General features: G+C 62.4%; 15 protein-coding genes and 2 pseudogenes. 13 read left to right on the plus strand and 4 right to left on the minus strand.

Annotated features, from left to right (window positions below; translation table 11 throughout):
- Positions 1 to 959, minus strand: a 959-nt coding sequence (locus BT116_RS09165) for a retention module-containing protein (RefSeq protein WP_072342866.1), incomplete at its 3' end; no start/stop codon positions are given.
- A 217-nt stretch (positions 960 to 1,176) separates the two neighbouring features.
- On the minus strand, positions 1,177 to 1,320 hold the full coding sequence (locus tag BT116_RS31020) for a hypothetical protein (RefSeq protein ID WP_158265820.1): 144 nt from the start codon (positions 1,318 to 1,320) through the stop codon (positions 1,177 to 1,179).
- Here BT116_RS31020 and BT116_RS09170 point away from each other — a divergent pair.
- The 7 genes and pseudogenes from BT116_RS09170 (at position 1,319) to BT116_RS09195 (ending at position 9,433) form a co-directional block, all read left to right on the plus strand.
- Complete coding sequence (locus BT116_RS09170; protein WP_072342532.1) at positions 1,319 to 2,668, plus strand: TolC family outer membrane protein; 1,350 nt, start codon at positions 1,319 to 1,321, stop codon at positions 2,666 to 2,668. The two genes, BT116_RS31020 and BT116_RS09170, sit on opposite strands and share 2 nt — an antisense overlap.
- 37 nt (positions 2,669 to 2,705) lie before the next feature.
- A complete protein-coding gene (locus tag BT116_RS09175; RefSeq protein WP_072342868.1) occupies positions 2,706 to 4,862 on the plus strand; it encodes a type I secretion system permease/ATPase in 2,157 nt (718 codons plus the stop codon).
- Positions 4,852 to 6,219: an HlyD family type I secretion periplasmic adaptor subunit gene (locus BT116_RS09180; RefSeq protein WP_072342535.1), complete on the plus strand. Its 1,368-nt coding sequence runs from the start codon at positions 4,852 to 4,854 to the stop codon at positions 6,217 to 6,219. Before BT116_RS09175 ends, BT116_RS09180 begins: the two co-directional genes overlap by 11 nt.
- 361 nt (positions 6,220 to 6,580) lie before the next feature.
- Positions 6,581 to 7,492: a TauD/TfdA dioxygenase family protein gene (locus tag BT116_RS09185; RefSeq protein ID WP_072342538.1), complete on the plus strand. Its 912-nt coding sequence runs from the start codon at positions 6,581 to 6,583 to the stop codon at positions 7,490 to 7,492.
- Positions 7,493 to 7,568: 76 nt separating this feature from the next.
- A pseudogene (locus BT116_RS30465) lies at positions 7,569 to 7,688 on the plus strand (ABC transporter substrate-binding protein); the annotation flags it as partial.
- Between the two features lie 5 nt (positions 7,689 to 7,693).
- Positions 7,694 to 8,554, plus strand: coding sequence for an ABC transporter ATP-binding protein (locus BT116_RS09190; RefSeq protein WP_072342541.1), 861 nt, complete (start codon positions 7,694 to 7,696; stop codon positions 8,552 to 8,554).
- A 12-nt stretch (positions 8,555 to 8,566) separates the two neighbouring features.
- Positions 8,567 to 9,433 carry an ABC transporter permease gene (locus BT116_RS09195; RefSeq protein ID WP_072342544.1) on the plus strand — a complete coding sequence of 289 codons (867 nt, stop codon included), beginning with the start codon at positions 8,567 to 8,569 and terminating at the stop codon, positions 9,431 to 9,433.
- 286 nt (positions 9,434 to 9,719) lie between these two features.
- On the opposite strand, the gene BT116_RS09200 is transcribed toward BT116_RS09195, so the two are convergent.
- A complete protein-coding gene (locus tag BT116_RS09200; RefSeq protein WP_072342546.1) occupies positions 9,720 to 10,088 on the minus strand; it encodes a DUF6124 family protein in 369 nt (122 codons plus the stop codon).
- Between the two features lie 622 nt (positions 10,089 to 10,710).
- Here BT116_RS09200 and BT116_RS09205 point away from each other — a divergent pair.
- Genes BT116_RS09205 through BT116_RS09215 form a run of 3 tightly spaced genes read left to right on the plus strand, consistent with a single transcriptional unit; the run spans position 10,711 to position 15,094 of the window.
- A complete protein-coding gene (locus BT116_RS09205; RefSeq protein WP_072342549.1) occupies positions 10,711 to 11,199 on the plus strand; it encodes a cell division protein in 489 nt (162 codons plus the stop codon).
- The gene (locus tag BT116_RS09210; protein WP_072342552.1) at positions 11,192 to 12,634 is read left to right on the plus strand and encodes a TIGR01777 family oxidoreductase; all 1,443 of its coding nucleotides are present in this window, start codon (positions 11,192 to 11,194) and stop codon (positions 12,632 to 12,634) included. Before BT116_RS09205 ends, BT116_RS09210 begins: the two co-directional genes overlap by 8 nt.
- 9 nt (positions 12,635 to 12,643) lie before the next feature.
- A complete protein-coding gene (locus BT116_RS09215; protein WP_072342555.1) occupies positions 12,644 to 15,094 on the plus strand; it encodes an alpha/beta fold hydrolase in 2,451 nt (816 codons plus the stop codon).
- Here BT116_RS09215 and BT116_RS09220 read toward each other — a convergent pair.
- Positions 15,075 to 15,763: pseudogene (locus BT116_RS09220) on the minus strand (NYN domain-containing protein). The gene BT116_RS09215 and the pseudogene BT116_RS09220 overlap by 20 nt on opposite strands.
- 476 nt (positions 15,764 to 16,239) lie before the next feature.
- On the opposite strand from BT116_RS09220, the gene BT116_RS09225 reads away from it, so the two are divergent.
- Genes BT116_RS09225 through BT116_RS09235 form a run of 3 tightly spaced genes read left to right on the plus strand, consistent with a single transcriptional unit; the run spans position 16,240 to position 20,433 of the window.
- Complete coding sequence (locus tag BT116_RS09225) at positions 16,240 to 17,019, plus strand: efflux RND transporter periplasmic adaptor subunit (RefSeq protein ID WP_072342558.1); 780 nt, start codon at positions 16,240 to 16,242, stop codon at positions 17,017 to 17,019.
- On the plus strand, positions 17,016 to 18,335 hold the full coding sequence (locus BT116_RS09230; protein ID WP_072342561.1) for an efflux RND transporter periplasmic adaptor subunit: 1,320 nt from the start codon (positions 17,016 to 17,018) through the stop codon (positions 18,333 to 18,335). Before BT116_RS09225 ends, BT116_RS09230 begins: the two co-directional genes overlap by 4 nt.
- Position 18,336: 1 nt before the next feature.
- Positions 18,337 to 20,433, plus strand: a complete 2,097-nt coding sequence (locus tag BT116_RS09235; protein WP_072342564.1) for an efflux RND transporter periplasmic adaptor subunit — start codon at positions 18,337 to 18,339, stop codon at positions 20,431 to 20,433.
- The last annotated feature ends 6 nt before the right edge of the window (positions 20,434 to 20,439 follow it).

Below are 20,439 nucleotides of genomic sequence, written 5' to 3' on the forward strand. Positions count from 1 at the left end.
CCAGCCGCGATGGTGATGACCGAGCCGTTGCTCAAGGTCACGGTCACCGGGGTCTGGGCTGGGTTGGTCAGCGTCGCGGTGTAGGTGATCTGGCCGCCTTCGGTCACGGTGTTGCCCGCCGTCAGGGTGACGGTGGTGGTGTCGATGGTGTCGGTGATCTGGGTCACGGCCGGCGTGGTGGGCACGGTCACGGCAATACCAGTGCCACCGGAGGTGCCAGTGACGGTCACGCTGATCTGGCTTGGGTCGTTGTAAACAGTGTCATTCGGCGCAAGTGGAACGTTGACGCTACCGGTCAGCTGACCCGCCGGGATCACGATGACCGCGCCGTTGGACAAGGTCACGGTCAAGGCCGTCTGCGGGGGCTGGGTCACGGTCGCGGTGTAGACCAGCACGCCGCCGGCTTCGGTCAGGGTTGGCGTGGCGCTCAGGGTCATCGTCGCATTGAGCACGGCGTTGGCGGTTGTATCCGTAGTATCGCCACCCAGGATGTTGTTATCGGTGGCGGCAGCCGCAGCGAGACCTTCCGTTGGGAAACCGACAGTAGGGTCGACGCTACCAGCGGTGGCATCCAGCACCACAAAGCTGTGGCCGCCACCGGCGGCGCCGCCCGTACCTGCGGCAGTGGCGCCGGCGGCGGTGGCTTCCAGGGCGGTCGTCGGGTCGACGCCGGCGGCGATGGCTTGTTGCAGCTCTTCTACTGACGGCGCAGCCTGGGCTGTGGCCTGTTCAAGATCGGTGGACGAGTCCGGGGCATTGGCGCTCCACTGGGTATCGCGACCCAGGTCCAGGGTGCGGCCATCGGCCAGTTCCAATGTGACGGCGCCGGCAGGGCCAGTGTCCAACTGGTCGCCTATGTTCAGGCGATCACCTTCAATGAGTACGCGCCGGATGCCCTCAGGGGATACGACGAAAACCTGACCAACAATGCTTTTGACAACGGCAATAACACTGCTCATTGAAGACTCTCCGGGTGTCACGCTCAGTAGACTTCCATGGACCCGCTGGCTTGAAGGCGGCAGCGGTCTGGACGTTCATGTTCACAAAGTAAGGTTATTTGACGCTTTTGCGTGTCAACATTTTGGCTGTGTTTTTTTCCATTATTTTGTTTGTGCCAAACTATTGACCTTATGCCGGCCATCCTAAACAATCATTAGCGTAATGTCACATTGATATTTAAGCGGCGACCTGTTCTTTCGGTGCGTGTTCCAGCTCCTGTTTTGAACTTTCCGACATACGGTCATTCCGGTTGCCATCATCCGATGCAGCGCCACGTTTCGCTGTGATCCAAGACAAGTGTTTCAGGAAGAAATCCACCATGCGTCTGTACCTGTTCAAGGCTTTACCCTTTGCCCTAGCCGCCAGTTTCGTACAAGCACAAACCTTGCCGCAGGCCATGCAACAGGCGCTGGATGTCCATCCTGAAATCCAGGCCGGCGTAAACAGTCGCCTTGCGGCGGACTACCAACTCAAGGCGGCCAAGGGTGGCTACCTGCCTAGAGTGGACCTTGCAGCCGGATACGGCCGTGAAGGCACCGACAGCGTCACCACCCGGTCGGGCGGGACCAATCATTGGGAAACCCTGAATCGCAGTGAGTCGAGCCTGCGTCTGACGCAGATGGTTTTTGACGGTTTTGCGACGTCCAGCGAAGTGGGGCGTCAACAAGCCACCGTCAATGCCCGTGCCTACTCGTTGCTGGACGCGTCCGAGCGCACCGGGTTGACAGTGGCCCAGGTCTACCTGGACGTGCTGACCCGTCGCGAGTTCGTGCGCCTGGCCGAGGAAAACCTCAAGAGTCACGAGCGCATCTTCGACCAGATCAAGCTGCGCACTTCCCGCGGCGTGGGCAGCGGCGCCGACATGGACCAGGCCGAAGCGCGCATGGCCCAGGCCCGCAACAACCTGATCACCGAACAAACCAACCTGGCCGATGCCGAGACCAACTACCTCAGCGCCGTCGGCCAACTACCCGATCAACTGGAGCGGCCTGCTGATTTTCTGGCGTTGCTGCCGGCCAACCTGACCGAAGCCCGCGCCCAGATGCTGGAAAACAGCCCGGTGCTGCGTTCGGCCGAAGCCGACATCGCCGCGGCCGAGCAACAGTACGAAGCCGCCAAGTCGAGCTTCTACCCACGCTTCGACGCTGAGCTGGGCCGCACTGCCGACAACGACCTGGACGGCCAGAACGGTCACAACAATGAATGGCAAGCGATGCTGCGCATGCGTTTCAACCTGTATGCCGGCGGCAGCAACAAGGCGGACCTGGAATCCAAGTCGTACCTGTCCAACCAGGCGCTGGACATTCGCAACAACGCGCTGCGCCAGCTCAATGAAGAACTGGGCCTGGCCTGGAACGCCTTGAACAACGCTAACGCCCAGGTGCCGATCGCCCAGCAATACGTCGATCACAGCACCAGCGTGCGCACCGCCTACCAGCGCCAATTCAGCCTCGGCGAGCGGACCCTGCTCGACTTGCTCGACAGCGAAAACGAGCTGTTCAGCGCGTCCCGTCGCCTGGCCGAAATCAAGAATGTGCAGCTGTTCACCCAGTACCGGATCAAGGCGACCATGGGCCAGCTGTTGAAAAGCCAGGGTGTCGTCGCGCCGTTGGCATCGGTTGTGCAGAACGACGTGAAGCCCAAGGTTCAGTTGCCTGGGATGAATTGAGTCCTACCACCCGTTTTAATCAGTCAGAGTGCAGAGCGTGGAATCAGAAGTCAGTCCAGTCGAACTAGTTCATGACCCGCGCACGCTGCACGACGACCCGCTGCTGGACGGCTTGCTGGCGCTTTGCATGCTGCATCAGAAGCCGGCCAGCGCGGCAATGCTCACCACCGGCCTGCCGCTGCCCAAGCAGCGGCTGAGCGTCGAATTATTGTCGCGCGCGGCGGCCCGTGCCGGCCTGCAAGGTCGGGTGCTGCAACGCAAGCTCGAACAAATCCCGACCATCGCCATGCCAGCGCTGTTGTTGCTCAAGGACGGCCGCAGTGCCGTGCTGCTGGGCTGGGTCGGTGACGATCAGGCGCGGTTGCTGCTCAGCGAAAGTGAAGGTGGTGAGGTGACCATCAGCCGCGAACTGCTGGCCGATGACTACAGCGGCAAGGTGTTCTTCGCCCAGCCGCAGCATAAATTTGACGTTAACCACGGCACGCTGATTCCTCGGGCGCGTTCGTGGTTTCGCGACACCCTCAAGCGGTCCCGCTGGCTGTATGCCGATGCCATTGCCGCGAGCCTGCTGATCAACATCATCGCCATGGCCGCGCCACTGTTCGTGATGAACGTCTACGACCGCGTGGTGCCGAACCAGGCCGAATCGACCCTGTGGGTATTGGCCGTTGGTATCACCGGCGCCTATGTCTTCGACCTGATCCTCAAGATGCTGCGCAGCCTGTGTCTGGATCTGGCGGGCAAGAAAACCGACCTGATCATCTCGGCGACGCTGTTCGAGCGCATCGTCGGTATGTCCATGAAATACCGCCCGGCGCGGGTCGGCAGCTTTGCCCAGAACATCCATGAGTTCCAGAGCCTGCGGGATTTCCTCGCTTCGCTGACCCTCACCAGCCTGATCGACCTGCCGTTCACCCTGCTGATCTTCATGGTCATCGCGATTATCGGCGGGCACCTGGTGTGGATTCCGGTGCTGGCGTTCCCGATTGCCTTGCTGATCGGCTACGCCTTGCAAAAGCCCTTGGTGGCAACCATGGAGCGCACCATGGCCCTGGGCGCCGAGCGCCAATCCAGCCTGATCGAAACCCTGGCCGGCCTGGACGCGGTGAAGGTCAACAACGCCGAGAGCGAGCGCCAGTACCAGTGGGAACAGACCATCGGCACCCTCAGCCGCCTCGAACTGCGGGTGAAGATGTTGTCCGGCCTGGCGATGAACATCACCTTGCTGATCCAGCAACTGGCCGGGGTGGTCATGATCGTCTTCGGCGTTTACCTGATCATCGCCGGCAACCTGAGCATGGGGGGGCTGGTGGCCTGCTACATGCTCAGCGGCCGTGCCCTCAGCCCGTTGGCTTCGCTGTCGGGCCTGCTGACCCGCTACCAACAGGCGCGGGTGACCATGACGTCCGTCGACCAGATGATGGAGCTGCCCCAGGAACGCAATTTCGACGAGCGCCCGCTCAGCCGCAAGGTGTTGCAGGGCGCCATTGAATGCCGTCAGTTGAACTTCACCTACCCGAACCAGCAGAACCCCGCGCTGAAGAACATCAACCTGGTGATCAAGCCGGGCGAGAAAATCGGCATCATCGGTCGCAGCGGCTCGGGCAAGAGTTCCCTGGCCAAGTTGCTGGTGGGGCTTTATCAACCCGATGACGGCGCCTTGCTGGTGGACGGCGTGGACATCCGCCAGATCGACGTCAGCGAGCTGCGCTACAACATTGGCTACGTGCCCCAGGACATCCAGCTGCTGGCCGGCACCCTGCGGGACAACCTGACCTCCGGCGCCCGTTACGTCGAAGATGAACTGGTGCTCCAGGCCGCGGAACTGGCGGGCGTGCATGAGTTCGCGCGCCTGCATCCGCAGGGCTATGAACTGCAGGTCGGTGAGCGCGGGCAAAACCTGTCCGGGGGCCAGCGCCAGAACGTCGCCCTGGCCCGCGCATTGCTGCTCAACCCGCCCATCCTGTTGCTGGACGAACCCACCAGCGCCATGGACAACACGGGTGAAGAACGCTTGAAACAGCGCCTGGCCGCCGTGGTGGAAAACAAGACCGTGTTGTTGGTGACGCACCGGGCATCCTTGCTGTCGTTGGTGGACCGCCTGTTGGTGATCGACCGTGGACAGATCCTCGCCGACGGCCCGAAAGCCGCCGTCATGGAAGCGTTGAAGAAGGGGCAGATCAGTGTTGCTTAAATCAGGTTTCAGGGGCGCTGTGGGCCGCTATTTCAAAGGCTCCGACTCGCTGCACGGCCAACCGCTGCCCGAAGTCAACAAGGCGCTGATCGAGGACGCTCCCCGGGTGGTGCGCTTGACGATCTGGGGCATCATCGGCTTCTTTGTGTTCCTGATGTTGTGGGCCAACTTCGCCGTGATCGACGAAGTGACCAAGGGCGACGGCAAGGCGATTCCCTCGTCCAAGATCCAGAAAGTCCAGAACCTGGAAGGCGGTATCGTCGCTGAGCTGTTCGTCAAGGAAGGGCAGATCGTCGACGCCGGCGCACCGTTGATTCGCCTGGACGACACCCGCTTTGTCTCCAACGTCGGCGAAACCGAGGCCGATCGCCTGTCCATGCTGTTGCGGGTCGAGCGCCTGAGTGCCGAAGTCGATGACCGGCCACTGAACTTCCCAGCCGATGTGCTCAAGGCGGTGCCGGGCCAGGCCGCCAGCGAGGAGTCGCTGTACATCAGCCGCCGCCAGCAGTTGCACGATGAAATCGGCGGCTTGCAGGAGCAGTTGATCCAGCGCCAGCAGGAACTGCGCGAATTCGTGTCCAAGCAGGCGCAGTACCGCTCCGGCCTGGCGCTGCAACGCCAGGAAATCAACATGTCCGAGCCGCTGGTGGCCCAGGGCGCGGTATCGCCGGTGGAGGTGCTGCGGCTCAAGCGCGCCGAGGTCGAGACCCGTGGGCAACTGGACGCCACGACGCTGGCGATCCCGCGTGCCGAATCGGCGATCAAGGAAGTGCAGCGCAAGATCGACGAGACCCGCGGCAAGTTCCGCAGCGATGCCCTGACCCAGCTCAATGAAGCACGCACCGACCTGAACAAGGCCCAGGCCACCGGCAAAGCCCTGGAAGACCGGGTGAGCCGGACCCTGGTGACGTCGCCCGTGCGCGGCATCGTCAACAAGTTGCTGGTGAACACCATCGGCGGCGTGATCCAGCCCGGCAGCGACCTGGTGGAAATCGTGCCGCTGGACGACACCATCCTGGTGGAGGCGAAAATCCGTCCCCAGGACATCGCCTTCCTGCACCCCGGCCAGGACGCCACGGTGAAATTCACCGCGTACGACTACACCATCTACGGCGGGATGAAAGCCAAGCTGGAACAGATCGGCGCCGATACCATCACCGATGAAGACAAGAAGACTACTTACTACATCATCAAGCTGCGCACCGAACGCAGCCACCTGGGCACCGATGAAAAACCGCTGCTGATCATTCCGGGCATGGTGGCGTCGGTGGACATCATCACCGGCAAGAAAACCGTGCTCAGCTACCTGCTCAAGCCCATCATCAAGGCCCGGGCCGAGGCGCTGCACGAGCGGTAGAGTCCCAATAGCTCGGGCCGACGCCATCTCTGTGGCGAGGGGATTTATCCCCGTTGGGCTGCGCAGCAGCCCCCGAAATAGCTGAATGTAACCAAGTCTGACACACCGAGGTGGCAGGTTTTAGGGCTGCTTCGCATCCCAGCGGGGATAAATCCCCTCGCCACAGGGAGGGCGGTGAAAACTCTAAGCCATATCGTTATTCATTAACGGTATTTAAATTTCAATTCTTATACCCTTAAAGTCATCCCCTGCGTACCTGCCGACCAATCGGCGCGCCGCACGACACAAACCAACACGGTAACGCCGTGAGTTTTTGATCGATTGCGCGCCCATTGCAGCGCGCCGTGCGTGGGAGTGATGTATGTCAGCCGTCTCTTATACTCCGGATTCCCTTACCCCAAGCGCCGCGAACATCGCGCCGCAGACGTTCGAAATCCGTCCGTTCATCGAAGCCGTTGGCGCCGAGATCATTGGGCTGGACCTATCCCGACCGATCAACGACCAGGACTTCGCCCGCATCCATCGCGCCCACCTGGATCATCACGTGGTGGTCTTTCGCGACCAGCAAATTACCCCGGAACAGCAGATCGCCTTCAGCCGCCGTTTTGGCGTGCTGCAAATCCATGTGCTCAAGCAGTTCCTGTTGGCCGGGCATCCGGAGATCCTCATCGTCTCCAACATCATCGAAAACGGCCAATCCATCGGTCTCGGCGATGCCGGCAAATTCTGGCATTCGGACCTTTCCTATAAAGAGCTCCCCAGCCTCGGCTCGATGCTCCACGCCCACGAGCTGCCAAGCGAAGGCGGCGACACGCTGTTTGCCGACATGCACAAAGCCTGGGAGGGTTTGCCCGATGCGTTGCGCAAAGCGGTGGACGGCCGTTCGGCGGCGCACTCCTACACGGCGCGCTACAGCGAGACCAAATTCGAAGGCAACTGGCGCCCGACGCTCACGCCGGAGCAACTGGCCCAGGTCGCCGAAGTGGTGCATCCGATCGTGCGCACCCACCCGGAAACCGGGCGCAAGGCGTTGTTCGTCAGCGAGGGCTTCACCACCCGCATCGTCGGCTTGCCGGAGGACGAAAGCCAAGCGCTGCTGGCCGAGCTGTATGCCCACAGCGTGTTGCCGCAAAACACCTATCGCCATCAATGGCAGCCCCATGACCTGGTGTTCTGGGATAACCGCTCGCTGATCCACCTGGCCGCCGGTTGCCCGAGCCATCTACGCCGCAAGCTGTATCGCACCACCATCCAGGGCGACGCCCCTTTCTGATCGGCTGCGCCTGGCGCAAAGAGCTTGGAGAATCAGCATGTCCAAACGCATCGCTTTTGCACCGCTGGCGGCCGCCAACCCGAAAAACACCTACCCGCTGGCCGAGTTCCTTTATCGCGTCGGTGCGATCAAAAACAAACCGGCATCGTGGGAAGACTATTTCTTCCAGGACGCCAAACCGTTGCAGGGGAGCTGATTGCCATGAACGCGCGTTTGCAAGGCCACGGGGCCAGCAATCCCACCGCCACTGGCACGGCACTGCTGTCGGTGGACAACGTCAGCCTGGAGTACCGCACGCCACAACGCGTGGTACGGGCCACCCACCAGGTGAGTTTCGAAGTCGATCCGGCGGACCGTTTCGTATTGCTCGGCCCCTCCGGCTGCGGCAAGTCCACCTTGCTCAAGGCCATTGGCGGTTTCATCGCCCCGTGCGAAGGCGAGATCCGCTTGCAAGGCCAGGTCGTCAGCGCGCCGGGGCCGGACCGGATCGTGGTGTTCCAGGAGTTCGATCAACTGCCGCCGTGGAAAACCGTGAAGCAGAACGTGATGTTCGCGCTGTTGGCGTCTGGCACGCTCAAGCGTCGTGAAGCCGAGGAGCGGGCGCTGCATTACCTGGACAAGGTTGGTCTGGCGGCGTTTGCCGATGCGTATCCCCATACGTTGTCCGGCGGCATGAAAGCGCGCGTCGCGATTGCCCGGGCGCTGGCGATGCAGCCGAAAATCCTCTTGATGGATGAACCTTTCGCCGCTCTCGATGCCCTGACCCGGCGCAAGATGCAGGAAGAGTTGCTGCTGCTCTGGGAAGAGGTGCGCTTCACGCTGCTGTTCGTCACTCACTCGATCGAAGAGGCGTTGGTGGTGGGCAATCGCATTCTGCTGCTGTCACCGCACCCCGGGCGTGTGCGGGCCGAAGTCCACAGCCATCAATACGACTTGCACAGCCTCGGTGGCGTGGCGTTCCAGCACACGGCGCGGCGCATCCATGGGTTGCTGTTCAATGAAGGCCAGCCGCTTGAAGCCGAGCGTGAGCTGGATTTCACCGATATTCGTATCGCGTACTAAGGGGAACGTTCCATGAGCCATTTATCGCCCGTGCGCGAAGAATACGAAATCGACCTGCAACCGCTGACCCATATACCCCTGGAGCGCGAGCTGCCCCTCGGCCAGCGCCTCTGGCAACAGGGCTGGCTGCGCAAGAGCCTGATCCTGTTGCTGCTGGCGGTGGTGTGGGAAGCCGTGGCCCGCTACCAGAACAACGACTTGCTGCTGCCGGGCTTCCTGCAAACCGCCAACGCGTTGTACGGCGGTTTGCTCAGCGGCGAGCTGCTGGGCAAGGTGTGGATTTCCCTGGTGGTGCTGATCAAGGGTTACTTGCTGGGCATCGTCCTGGCGTTCGGCCTGACCACCCTGGCGGTGTCGACGCAGTTGGGCCGTGACCTGCTCAGCACCCTGACATCGATGTTCAACCCGTTGCCGGCCATCGCCCTGTTGCCGTTGGCGCTGCTGTGGTTTGGCCTGGGGCAGAACAGTCTGATTTTCGTGCTGGTGCATTCGGTGCTATGGGCGCTGGCGTTGAACATGTATGCGGGGTTTCTCGGCGTGTCGGAAACGCTGCGCATGGCTGGGCGCAACTACGGGCTCAAGGGCCTGCGTTTTGTGCTGTTCATCCTGATCCCGGCGGCGTTGCCGTCGATCCTCGCCGGGCTGAAAATCGGCTGGGCCTTCGCCTGGCGCACCCTCATCGCCGCCGAACTGGTGTTCGGCGCCACCAGTGGCAAAGGTGGCCTGGGCTGGTACATCTTCCAGAACCGCAACGAGCTGTACACCGACAAGGTGTTTGCCGGGTTGGCGGTGGTGATTTTGATTGGGCTGATGGTGGAGAACCTGGTATTCGACAGTTTGGAGCGGGTGACGGTGAAGCGTTGGGGGATGCAGCGCTAATCGATGGTGAGAATGCACCCTGTGGCGAGGGAGCTTGCTCCCGCTCGACTGCGCAGCAGTCGCAAAACCCGGCAACGCGGTCAGCCAGAAGAAACACAGGGGCCTGCTTCGCAGGCCAGCGGGAGCAAGCTCCCTCGCCACAGGGGATCGTGTTGTCTGGGCTGGCGTCATCGCGAGCAAGCTCGCACACAGTTGACGGGCGTTGATTTCGATATCTCACTCGACACAAAACCCCTGTGGGAGCGAGCTTGCTCGCGATGGCGGTTTTCAACCCACCACGGGAACGTCAGCCTGACGCCTGGACCTCAAGCCGATCCATCGCCCGCTCCACCAATAAATGCACCCCATCGGCCATGCGGCTGATCGCCAGGATGACACTGCGGCGGCCGCCTTCAACGTCATCCGCCAGGTCGGCGGCGATGGCGCTGATGGACAGCAGGTCTTCGGAGGCATTGGCCAACAGGGTTTCGGTGTCGATGTCCGGGGCGACCATGAAGAGTTGGGATGCTTGGGTTTTACCCGAGGCTTCATCGGCCGGTTTGGGGTTGAGGTAGTAGTCGAGGGCGCGCTCGGCGGCTTCGTCGAGTTTTTTGATTTTTGAGGATTTGTCGGAGTTGCCAGGGCCTCCTGGCGGATTCGGAGTTACCTTGAACATGTTTTGGCTTCCTATTCAATCAGAGCCGCCCTAGCTCGCTTGCACGCGATATAAGGGTGGCAGCTATGTGAGGGTGTGCAAGACCGAGTAGGAACCACCAAAAAAACCTCGGCAGACCCGAAGATCTCCCCACACACAGCCGCCATAAAACACGGGCACGAATGCTCATTAAATGGCTGGTGGCATTATTTGGCGTTCTTTTACCCGGACTTGCACGTCCGTGTCACCGTTTTTTCAGTGACAAACCCAGACTAGCGGCGGGCCCGAAGCCGGACAAGTTCACCAACATCGCTACAACTTGAAGGAAATCTCCTAGGACCTGTTGCTTACTGAAATGGAACACCGAACCTGTGGCGAGGGGATTTATCCCCGTTGGGCTGCGCAGCAGCCCTGAAACCAGTCTCCTCGGTGTGTCAGGCTGCGGGTGTTCAACCATTTGGGGCTGCTGCGCAGCCCAGCGGGGATAAATCCCCTCGCCACAATTGCGTTCGGCTTGGGTGTGGGGAACGCCTCAGGTGCTCAGGCGGTGGATTTATTTATCGTTGGCCGGCCCGTTAGCCAGATAAAGCCACCTCCTTTTCCATTAGACTTGCGACCCTCTCGCAAGCCTTCAGGACACGGAATGCCAGTCCCTCAAAGCACCCTTCGCAAAGCCTTGGTCACTTGGCTTTATGCCGCCGCCCTGATGCATCTGCTTGCCGGCATCACCCTGAGCTGGGCAGGCCATTCGGGCTTGCTCGATGGCTACCTGCAAAACATCGAACAGGCCTTCTGGGGCGCCGCCGCGGTGCCCGCGACGGCCAGGGCGCAGCAGGTTTGGTGGCTGGCCTTGTTCGGCGCCACGTTGCAAAGCTATGCGTTGTACATGCTCGCCCTCGTGCACATTGGCAATCGACTGAGGCGCGCCATGCCCTGGGGTTGGTTGATCGCCGGCATTCTGCTCTGGGCGCCCCAGGACATGCTGATTTCCGCCCAGGCGCGGGTCTGGTCGCACTTGTGGTTCGACGGTCTCGCACTGTTGCTGTTACTACCACCGCTGTTCTGGCTCTATCGCCATGACCGCCGCACCTCCCTGACTGAACACACGCCGAGTGATGCAAACCATGCCTGACTTTTCACTGCTGGACTGGGCCATCACCCTGCTGATTGCCCAAGCGATCCTCGGTGCGCTGGATACCCTGTATCACCACGAACTCACCGTTGCCTTGCCCTATCGCCACAGTGCCCGGCTGGAGCTCTCTATCCACGCCCTGCGCTCGTGCTTCTACGGGATCCTGTTCCTGGGCATGGTGCACTTGGCTTTCGAGGGGACGTGGGCGATCGTCATCGCGCTGCTGTTCGCGCTGGAGATTGGCCTGACGCTCTGGGATTTCGTGGTGGAGGACCGGACCCGCAAGTTGCCCGCCATCGAGCGCATCATGCACACAGTGCTGGCGGTCAACGGCGGGGCCTTCTTCGCGTTGTACGGCGTGCAACTGGCGCAGTGGGCGAATTTACCGACCGGCCTGAGCGCGATCGACCTGGGCTGGCGCGGTTGGTTGCTGACCTTGTTCGCCATCGGGGTCACGGCCTCGGGGATTCGCGACGCGTTGGCGGCCTTGCGCATGCAGCGCGCGGGCAAGCCCGCCAACCCGTTTGCCGGTGGCGCCTACAAGCGCGTGCTGGTGACCGGGGGCACCGGGTTTATCGGCGAGACACTGGTCAATCAACTGCTCGACGCCGGGCACACAGTCAGCGTGCTGGCTCGCGATCCATTGAAAGCGGCCTATCTGTTCGATGGCCGCGCCCGTTGCCTGCGCTCGCTGGGCAAGCTGGGCCATGACGAAACCTTCGATGTGGTGATCAACCTGGCAGGCGCACCGGTGGCCGGGCCGCGCTGGAGTCCCAAGCGTCAGGCGCAACTCATCGCCAGTCGGGTCAATACCACTGAAGCCTTGATGACCTGGTTGAAAAACGCCCGGCACAAACCGGCGTTGTGGGTACAGGCCTCGGCCGTCGGTTTTTACGGCGTGCGTGACGCCAGCGAAAGTCTCGATGAAAGTGCCGCCCAGGGTGATGGTTTCATGGCCGAACTCTGTGTGCGTTGGGAAGCCTCGGCCCGGCCCGCCACCGAGTTGGGCGTGCGCCAGGTGGTGATGCGCCTGGGCGTGGTGTTTGGCCCGGGCGGCGCGTTGCTGCCGTTGCTGATTCCGTTTCGCCTGGGGTTCGGCGGGCGGATGGGCGATGGTCGGCAGATCATGAGTTGGGTGCACCGCGACGACGTCATCCAAATGATCGCCCGGGCTTTCGATGACGAAAGCCTGAGCGGCACCTACAACCTGGTGGCGCCAGAAACCGTCAGTCAGGCGCTGTTCGCCGAAAGCGTCGGCAAGGTACTCAAGCGTCCGGTGTGGTTCCACATCCCAGCCGCGCCGGTGCGTGCCCTGGCTGGCGAGATGGCCCAGCTGTTTTTCGACGGCCAGCGCGTGGTGCCCAATCGTCTCGTCGAGGCCGGTTATACGTTCCGGTACCCGACCCTCGACGCTGCCTTGCGCGACCTGGCCTAAGGAGCGTCCATGAGCAAGCCCCGGATGTACCTGCTGGCCGGCAATGGTAGCGCCGCCGATTGGTGGGACGACGCGTTGCCGCATTTTCAGCACCACGACGTGGTGCCGCTGGAACTGCCCGGCTTCGGCAACAACCCTCAGGCCCCCTGTGACGACCTGGCGGCCTACGCGCAGGCGTTGCTGGCGGCAACGGTCAAGGGTAGCGCGATCATGGCGGTGGGGGTGAGTGCGTTGCTGGTGCTGCATGCGCTGCAACGCCAGCCGGGGCACTTTTGCCGCAGCGTATTGCTGGCGCCGGTGGGTGCGTTTTTGTGGCAGCGACGATTGCCGGCGTTGATGTCGCCACTGCCGATTCGCAAGACCATCCACTGGCTGCTCTCGAAAAAACCGACGCTGTTTGCCCACAAATTCTCCCGCCAGACCTGGACGCCCGCGCAATACCAACGCATGGGCGCCGGCTATGCTCGCTGCCGCGCCTTTGTGCCGCTCTGGGATCAACTGCGTGCGGACACCGCGTTGCCACTGCTGGAATGGATCACCGACCCGGTCGAACTGGTGTGGGGCGATCAGGACAAGGTACTGAGTGTTGCCCAGGCGGCGGCCTGGTCGGCCATTCTTGCCCGTGCCGATTTGACCATCAGCCTGAAACCCGGTTGGGGCCACTACCCATGGATCGATGCGCCGGCCGAGTTCGCCGCATGGCTGGAGTCGGGCGAGCGTGGGTTCGTCGCGCACACCAAAGGTGGCCGCTTGCGCCTGGCGGAACTGGCCGGGCAGCCGGTGCCTGCGGCGCTGACGCTCAACGACTGCGATGATCCGCGCTTGCCGAGCTTTCTGAAGAGCCAGCCGGACGCTATCTGGGCAGTGCGTTCCTCCAGTTACGGTGAGGATCAGGCCGATGCGGCCAATGCCGGCTTGAGCACCACGTTCCTGCGCGAGCCGACGTACAACGTGCCGGCGCGTATCGTCGAGTTGACGGCGGCGGGCGTCGAGGAAGTGGTGGTCCAGCGTTTCATCACGCCACGGTTGTCGGGGATCGCCTTCGTGCGCCACCTATCCGTCGAGCTGGAGTGGGTCGAAGGTCACCTGGAATCGTTGGCCGATGGTCAGGTGAGCCCCGAGCGGGCGATCCTTTCCCGCCTCGGCGCGTCGTGGAGCAGCGGCACTTTCAAGCCCGCCCATGGCCTGACCGAAGACGTGCTATGGCGTTTCCTGCAAGGCGTGCTGCGGGTCTTCCACTACGTACCCGGCGACGTTGAATGGGCCTGGGACGGCACGCAACTGTGGCTGCTGCAATACCGGCCGATCAGCGACTACGGCTGGCGCCGCCACCTGACCGCCGCCAACATCGCCGAGATCCTGCCGCCGCAACCCAGCGTGTTGGTGGAGTACGCCCAGCGCCGCGCGGCGGCGAGTATTCCGGCGATCATGGCGCGCTGGGACTCGCGGGTGTTGCAGGACAACGAGCCGTTCACGGCGGTGTTTGGTGGCGCGTCGTACATCAACAACGACCTGTTTCTCGCCCGGCTGGCTGACTGGGGCATCAGCGCCAGCAGCTACGCCGGCGAGGTTGGCGGCGCGACACCGCACCTGCCTGGGCGGCCACTGCGCCTGCTACGTTCGCTGCCGTTGTTCCTGCGCATGCAACGCATCGCTCGTGGGCATCTGCTCACGCTCGAACACGGCTTGCGGCGCTTCGACCGGGAGCTGTTCGAACTGACCACACAAGGCGCCGACGGCCAGCAATTAGCCGACTGGTTTACCCGCTTCTACGTATTCGTGGTGCAAGGCAACCTGTGCATCGCCACGGCGTTGGCCAGCAGCGGCGGCGACCCGTTGGGGCGCCCGCCGACCGCCTATGACGACCTTGAACACAGCCCCCATCGCCTGCCGTGGGAAACCGACCCGGCGACGCCACGCCCGGCGTCGACCGAGTTGCCCTTGCAAGCCTTCCCACAATGGCCCCTGGCGATTCGTGTTGCCCATTCGACGGGTCTGCCAGGCTTACGCGGTTACTACCTGCAAGTGCGCGAATGGTATCGCGACAACCTGATGCGGATGTTCTTCCGCCTGCATCACGCCATGCCGGCGGCGGACCGAGCCCATTGGTTCGCGCCGCATCCGGACATCCGCACCCGCGATGGCAGCTTCTGGCAGGACGGTCGTGAAGGCACCGAGCAGGCCAGCGGCTTCATGATTTATCCGGGGCAGGCCCAGGGAATTCTGGGTGAGGACATTCTGCTTGAAGACACCCTGGATCCTGGTCGCCACGCACACTATCAAAGCGCCCGGGCGGTGATTGCACGCATGGGTGGGCGTTTGTCCCACGGCTCGACGTTGCTGCGTGAGTTGCGCAAACCCTCGGCGGTGTTGCCGCAGGTGGATGTGGGTTGGTTGGGGCGTGAGGTGGTGTATTGCGATGGGAAGTTGAGGTTGGTTGCTACCAATAATCCGGCTTGATGGCGGGGGCTTTGTGCGTGGGCACTCGGTCGGGGAATTGGTGGGATTGGAGTTCGTCGCAAGTGACAACGCGGCGCATCCAGTGGGCGTGCTCTTTTAAGGATCCGGGCGCCAGGCGTTTAGATCCGGCCCGATAGGGGAGTACAACGCCGATTTTCAAGTGAGGATAATCTTCTCGAATAGCTCTCAAGGCTGGAGCCATGTCGGTGTCACCCGAAACCAGCACGAGCTGTTCGATACGCTTCTCCCACGGCAATGTTTCTTGTTTTGAGGCCGTGCGATACATGCTAATCGCAATATGAACGTCGGTTTCCTTTTCTTCCAGCTTCCAAATAGCGACCGTGTCCTGGCGTGAGGCCCCGATCTTCCTGCTGACAAAGCGAGGGGCGTTGGCGCGTTCGAGCTGATGGCGTCCGTAATGTACGGCGACTTTGCTGGCCTTTAGCGCGCGGACATATGAATCTTGAGCCTCTTTGGAAATGATTCCGCGCTTGCCAGTTCTGGTTTGACGGAAGACGTGAAGTAATCAACGGACGCGAGTGAGCTCTGGGGATTCTCGACGTGGGCGATGTGAGTCAATAGCTGCGCCAGGTTCAGCCATTTGTAGGGTGTGCCGGCGAGCAACCCATAAAAAACGTTATAACCGTCAACGAAAAAAGCGGTGCGCACAAGCTCAATCCCCAGAAACGAAAAAACCGGCCGAAGCCGGTGTTTTCACCCCAACGGCCAGAGAATTTAATCTCTGCGTACGAGGTTGAGCAGTGGGCGAATCCTAAGCCCGGGTTGACGCTACGTCAACCTTGGGTGAACAAGCTCCGGCACCGGCGGACTGAGTTTTGTGTGCATTGAGGACGAAGGGTCAAGGCGTTTCTGGCTCGGTTTGTCAGCGATTATTTCAGCCTTTGTCCAAAGGAACGGAAGTGGTTGAGTGACACAAATAATCCATCGCTCGATACTGTTTTGAATGAACGGATTCTCCTAAATCACTGTGGGATTTATTACGGATATACCTCAGTAAAAAACTAAGCGTTTTTTACTGTTTTTTCCGTTTTTTGAAACAAGAGTTTTCTCACTCCTGGCGGCTACTCCCTTGACGCCCCCCACCGCTGTCGTAGACTCCGCCCATCCGTCAGGGAGTAACGGTCATGCGACGTTTGAGTAGTTGGGTTGTGGGATTGACCTTTGTAGCGTGCACGGTTCAGGCACAAACGCCTGCCGCCGACGATCCTCTGCTGGAAAGCAATGTCACGGCCACTGCGCCGAGTGGCAACGAGGCGCGAGGGGTGCTGCGGGCGCGGGATCAGGCGGTGCTGGCCAGCGAGTTGGCCGGGCGTATCGTCGAGTTGCCGTTCAGTGAGGGTGAGTCGTTCAAGAAGGGCGACATCCTGGCGCGTTTCGATTGCTCGGCCTATCAGGCGCAGCTCAATGCGGCCCAGGCGGCCAGCCGTGGCGCCAGTGAGGAACTGGCGCATAACCGGCAATTGGCTGAATTGAAATCCGTCGGGCGTTTCGAGGTGTCGCGGGCCGAGGCCCGGCTCAACGAGACCCAGGCGCAGTCCCAGGTGTACCAGGTCCAGGTCAAGCGCTGCAGCGTGGTCGCACCCTTCGATGGTCAGGTGGTGGCGCGCAAGGTCCAGCGTTATGAAAGCGTCGCGGCCGGCGCGCCGTTGCTCGATGTGGTTGACAACCGCACCCTGGAGATTCACCTGCTGGTGCCTTCACGCTGGATGGACAGGCTCAAGCCCGGTCAGCCCTTCACGTTTATCCCCGATGAAACCGGCAAGCCGTTGCAAGCGACGGTCAAGCGCCTGGGCGCGCGCATCGACGAGGGCAGCCAGACGCTGCTGCTGGTGGCGAGCGTGCCGGATGCCAGCGGCCTGCTGTCGGGCATGAGCGGCACGGCGCGTTTCGCGGAGCCCAAGTGAACGCGCCGGTATCGGGCAGCACCGAGCAAGTGTTTGCCCGCTTCCTTGACCTTGAACGCCAGACCCGGGCGGCACAAACGCCGGCGCAATTGAGCTATAGCCTGGTCAATGACGGCCAGGCCCTGTTCGGCTTTCGCCACGCCGCGCTATTGATCGCCGGTAAGGTCCAGGCGGTGACCGGCGTCAGTGCCGTGGAGCCGAACGCGCCATTCGTGGCGTTCGTCGAGCAGGCGGTGGCGCAGCTGTTCAAACAGGGGGTACTGAATCAGGCTCGGGCGATCGCCGCCGATGGGGTGAGCGAATCCATCCGGGCGGACTGGCAAAGCCTGTCCGCCGGGCAGGTGTTCTGGCTGCCGTTGATCGATCATCAGGGCCAGGTATTCGGTGGTTTATGGCTGGCCCGTGACCTGCCGTGGACCCCGGCCGAGCAAGTGCTGTTGTCGCAACTGGGCGACACCTACAGCCACGCCTGGCTAGCACTGCAACCGCGAAAACCGTGGCGCCTGCGCTGGACGCGAAAACGTCAGGTCGCACTGGCGGTGTTGCTGTTGTTGGGGTTGCTGGTACCGGTGCGCCAGTCGGTACTGGCCCCGGCTGAAGTCGTGCCGTTGGGCGGGCAAGTCGTCGCAGCGCCGCTGGACGGGGTGATCGCCGAGTTCCTGGTCAAGCCCAACCAGACGGTCAAGAACGGCGACCTGCTGCTGCGTTTCGAAAGCACCAGCCTCAAGGCCCAGGCCGATGTGGCCGAGCGTGCGTTGGGCGTGGCTGAGGCCGAACTCAAGGCCAATTCCCAACGCTCGTTTGTCGACGCCGAATCCAGTTCGAAGATTGACTTGCTGGCCGCCCGCGTCGAACAGAAGCGGGCCGAGCGCAACTATGCGCTTGAGCTGCTCAAGCGCAGCGAAGTCCGCGCCGAGCGTGACGGCATTGCAGTATTTGCCGACGCCGAGCGCTGGCTCGGCAAACCCGTGCAGACCGGCGAGCGACTGATGGAAATCGCCGACCCGAACCAGGCCGAGTTGCGTATTGAATTGGCAGTGGGCGATGCGATTGCCCTGGAGCCCGGTGCGCAAGTGGCGTTGTTTCTCGACAGCGACCCGTTGCAGCGGCACCTGGCCTGGCTCGAGCGCTCGGCCTATGAAGCGCAGCCTACCGCCGCCGGGCAGTTGGCGTACCGGTTGGACGCGCGTTTCGATGCCACGGCGCCGCGCATCGGCCTGCGGGGCACGGCGAAGGTCTTTGGCGACCGCGCGCCGCTGGCGTTGTACCTGCTGCGTCGGCCACTGGCAGGCCTGCGCCAGAGCGTAGGCCTGTAGCATGGACTTGCCGAGCCTGCGGCCGGACCTGCAGTTGTCCCCGGCGGCGCCGGACCCGGACGGTTCGCCGCAGTGGACCTTGGCCGATCCGGTGCGCGGGCGCTATTTCAAGCTTGGCGCGGCGGCCATGCGCATGTTGCGGCACTGGTCCCTGGGCGATCCGGAACAGGTGCTGCAAGCCGCAAACCGCGAGCCGGGCCTGCCGCTCAATGGCGAGTCGCTGGAGCAACTGCTGGGTTTCTTGCGCGGCCATGACCTGATCAGCGCGATGGACCCACAACAGCGCGACAGTTACCTCTTCAAGACTGCCGCACAACGCCAGAGCCTGTGGCAGATCCTGCTGCATCAATACCTGTTCTTTCGCATCCCGCTGTGGCGCCCGGACGCCTCTCTCAACCGGGCCTGGCCCTGGTTGGCGCGGTTCGGCCCCGGGATCCTGCGCTATGGCCTGCCGCTGACCCTGGGCCTTGGCATCTTCCTAGTGTCGCGGGACTGGCAGCGTTTCATCGCGACGTTTCCGCACCTGTTCAGCCTGGGCGGTGCGCTGGCCTTCGGGGCGGCGTTGCTCTTCGCCAAGCTGTGCCATGAATTCGGCCATGCCTTCATGGCCAAGCGCGCCGGTTGTCGGGTGCAGAGCATGGGCGTCGCGTTCATGGTGCTGCTGCCGATGTTCTATACCGATGTCAGCGACGCCTGGCGAATCAATGACCGGCGGGCGAGGTTGCTGATCGGTGCCGGCGGCGTCCTGGCCGAATTGTTGCTGGCGTGCATCGCGTTGCTGGCCTGGTCGCTGCTGCCCGACGGACCGGCGCGCACCGCGGCGTTCATGCTGGCCAGCGCCACCTGGATCACCACGCTGGTCATCAACCTGAACCCGTTCATGCGCTTCGACGGTTACTTCCTGCTCAGTGATTTCTGGGCGGTGGATAACCTTCAGGGGCGTGCGTTCGCCCTGTGCCGCTGGCGCCTGCGCGAAGCCTTGTTCGGTTATGGCGAGGCAGCGCCGGAACCCTGGTCGTCGAAGATGCGCCGGCGTTTGCTGGTCTGGGGATACGGTTCCTGGCTGTGGCGGGCACTGTTGTTTTTCGGGATTGCCCTGGCGGTCTATCACCTGTTTTTCAAGGTGCTGGGCATTTTTCTGATGATGGTGGAATTGGTGTGGTTCATTTTTATGCCCATCGTGAATGAGTGGCGGCAATGGTGGCGCCGCCGCGAGCAGGCCCATGGCCCGCGAGTGCTGTTTGCAGGCCTGGTATTGCTGGGGTTGCTGTTGGCGCTGGTGCTGCCCTGGCGCAGTGCCGTGGAGGTGCCGGTCATGCTCGAGGCCGGCCGCGCCAGTGCCCTGCATGCGCCAGTGGCGGCACGGGTCAAGCAAGTGAATGTGCACGATGGCCAGACCGTGGCCCAAGGCGATGTGTTGATTGAATTGGAATCGCCGGACATGGCCTCGCGTTTGACCATCGTGCGCCGGGAAATCGAGATCCAGCAGTTGCAGATGCGTCGTCAGGCCGGGCGCAGCGAAACCGCCGCCGATGCCGGCATCATCGAACAGCAACTGGCCGAAGCGGTGGCCGAGTACCGAGGCCTGGTGGCCCAGCGCGAACGTCTGTTGTTGCGTGCGCCCCATGCGGGCCAGGTGCGCGACTTGTTGCCGCAACTGTCGGTAGGGCGCTGGCTGTCACCGACGCAGGTGCTGGCGCGGGTGGTGCAGCCCGATTCGCGGTTGCGCGGGTACCTCACCGAAGCCGAGCTCTGGCGGGTCGGGCCGGGTGCCACGGGACGGTTCATCGCGGACGATCCGATGCACACATCGATTGCCGTGCAGTTGAATGAAATCGACACCAACGGCGTGGCCTGGGTCGAACAACAAGCGTTGACGTCCGATCACCATGGGCCGATTGCGGTGCGCCGCGATTCGCAGCAGCGGGCCGAGCCGGTGCAGGCCCAATACGGTGTGCGCCTGAGTGCGCTGGACGACACGTCCGCTCCGGCGCAACCGCTGCGTGGCGTGGTGGTGTTGCAGGGGCAGGGCGAGTCGGTGTTGGGAGCGGCCTGGCGTCGGTTGGCGGCGTTGGGTGTCAGGGAAAGCGGTTTTTAAGGAGCG

This window comes from Pseudomonas sp. NFACC16-2 (genome assembly GCF_900119205.1).
Taxonomy (GTDB): Bacteria; Pseudomonadota; Gammaproteobacteria; order Pseudomonadales; family Pseudomonadaceae; genus Aquipseudomonas; species Aquipseudomonas fluorescens_Q.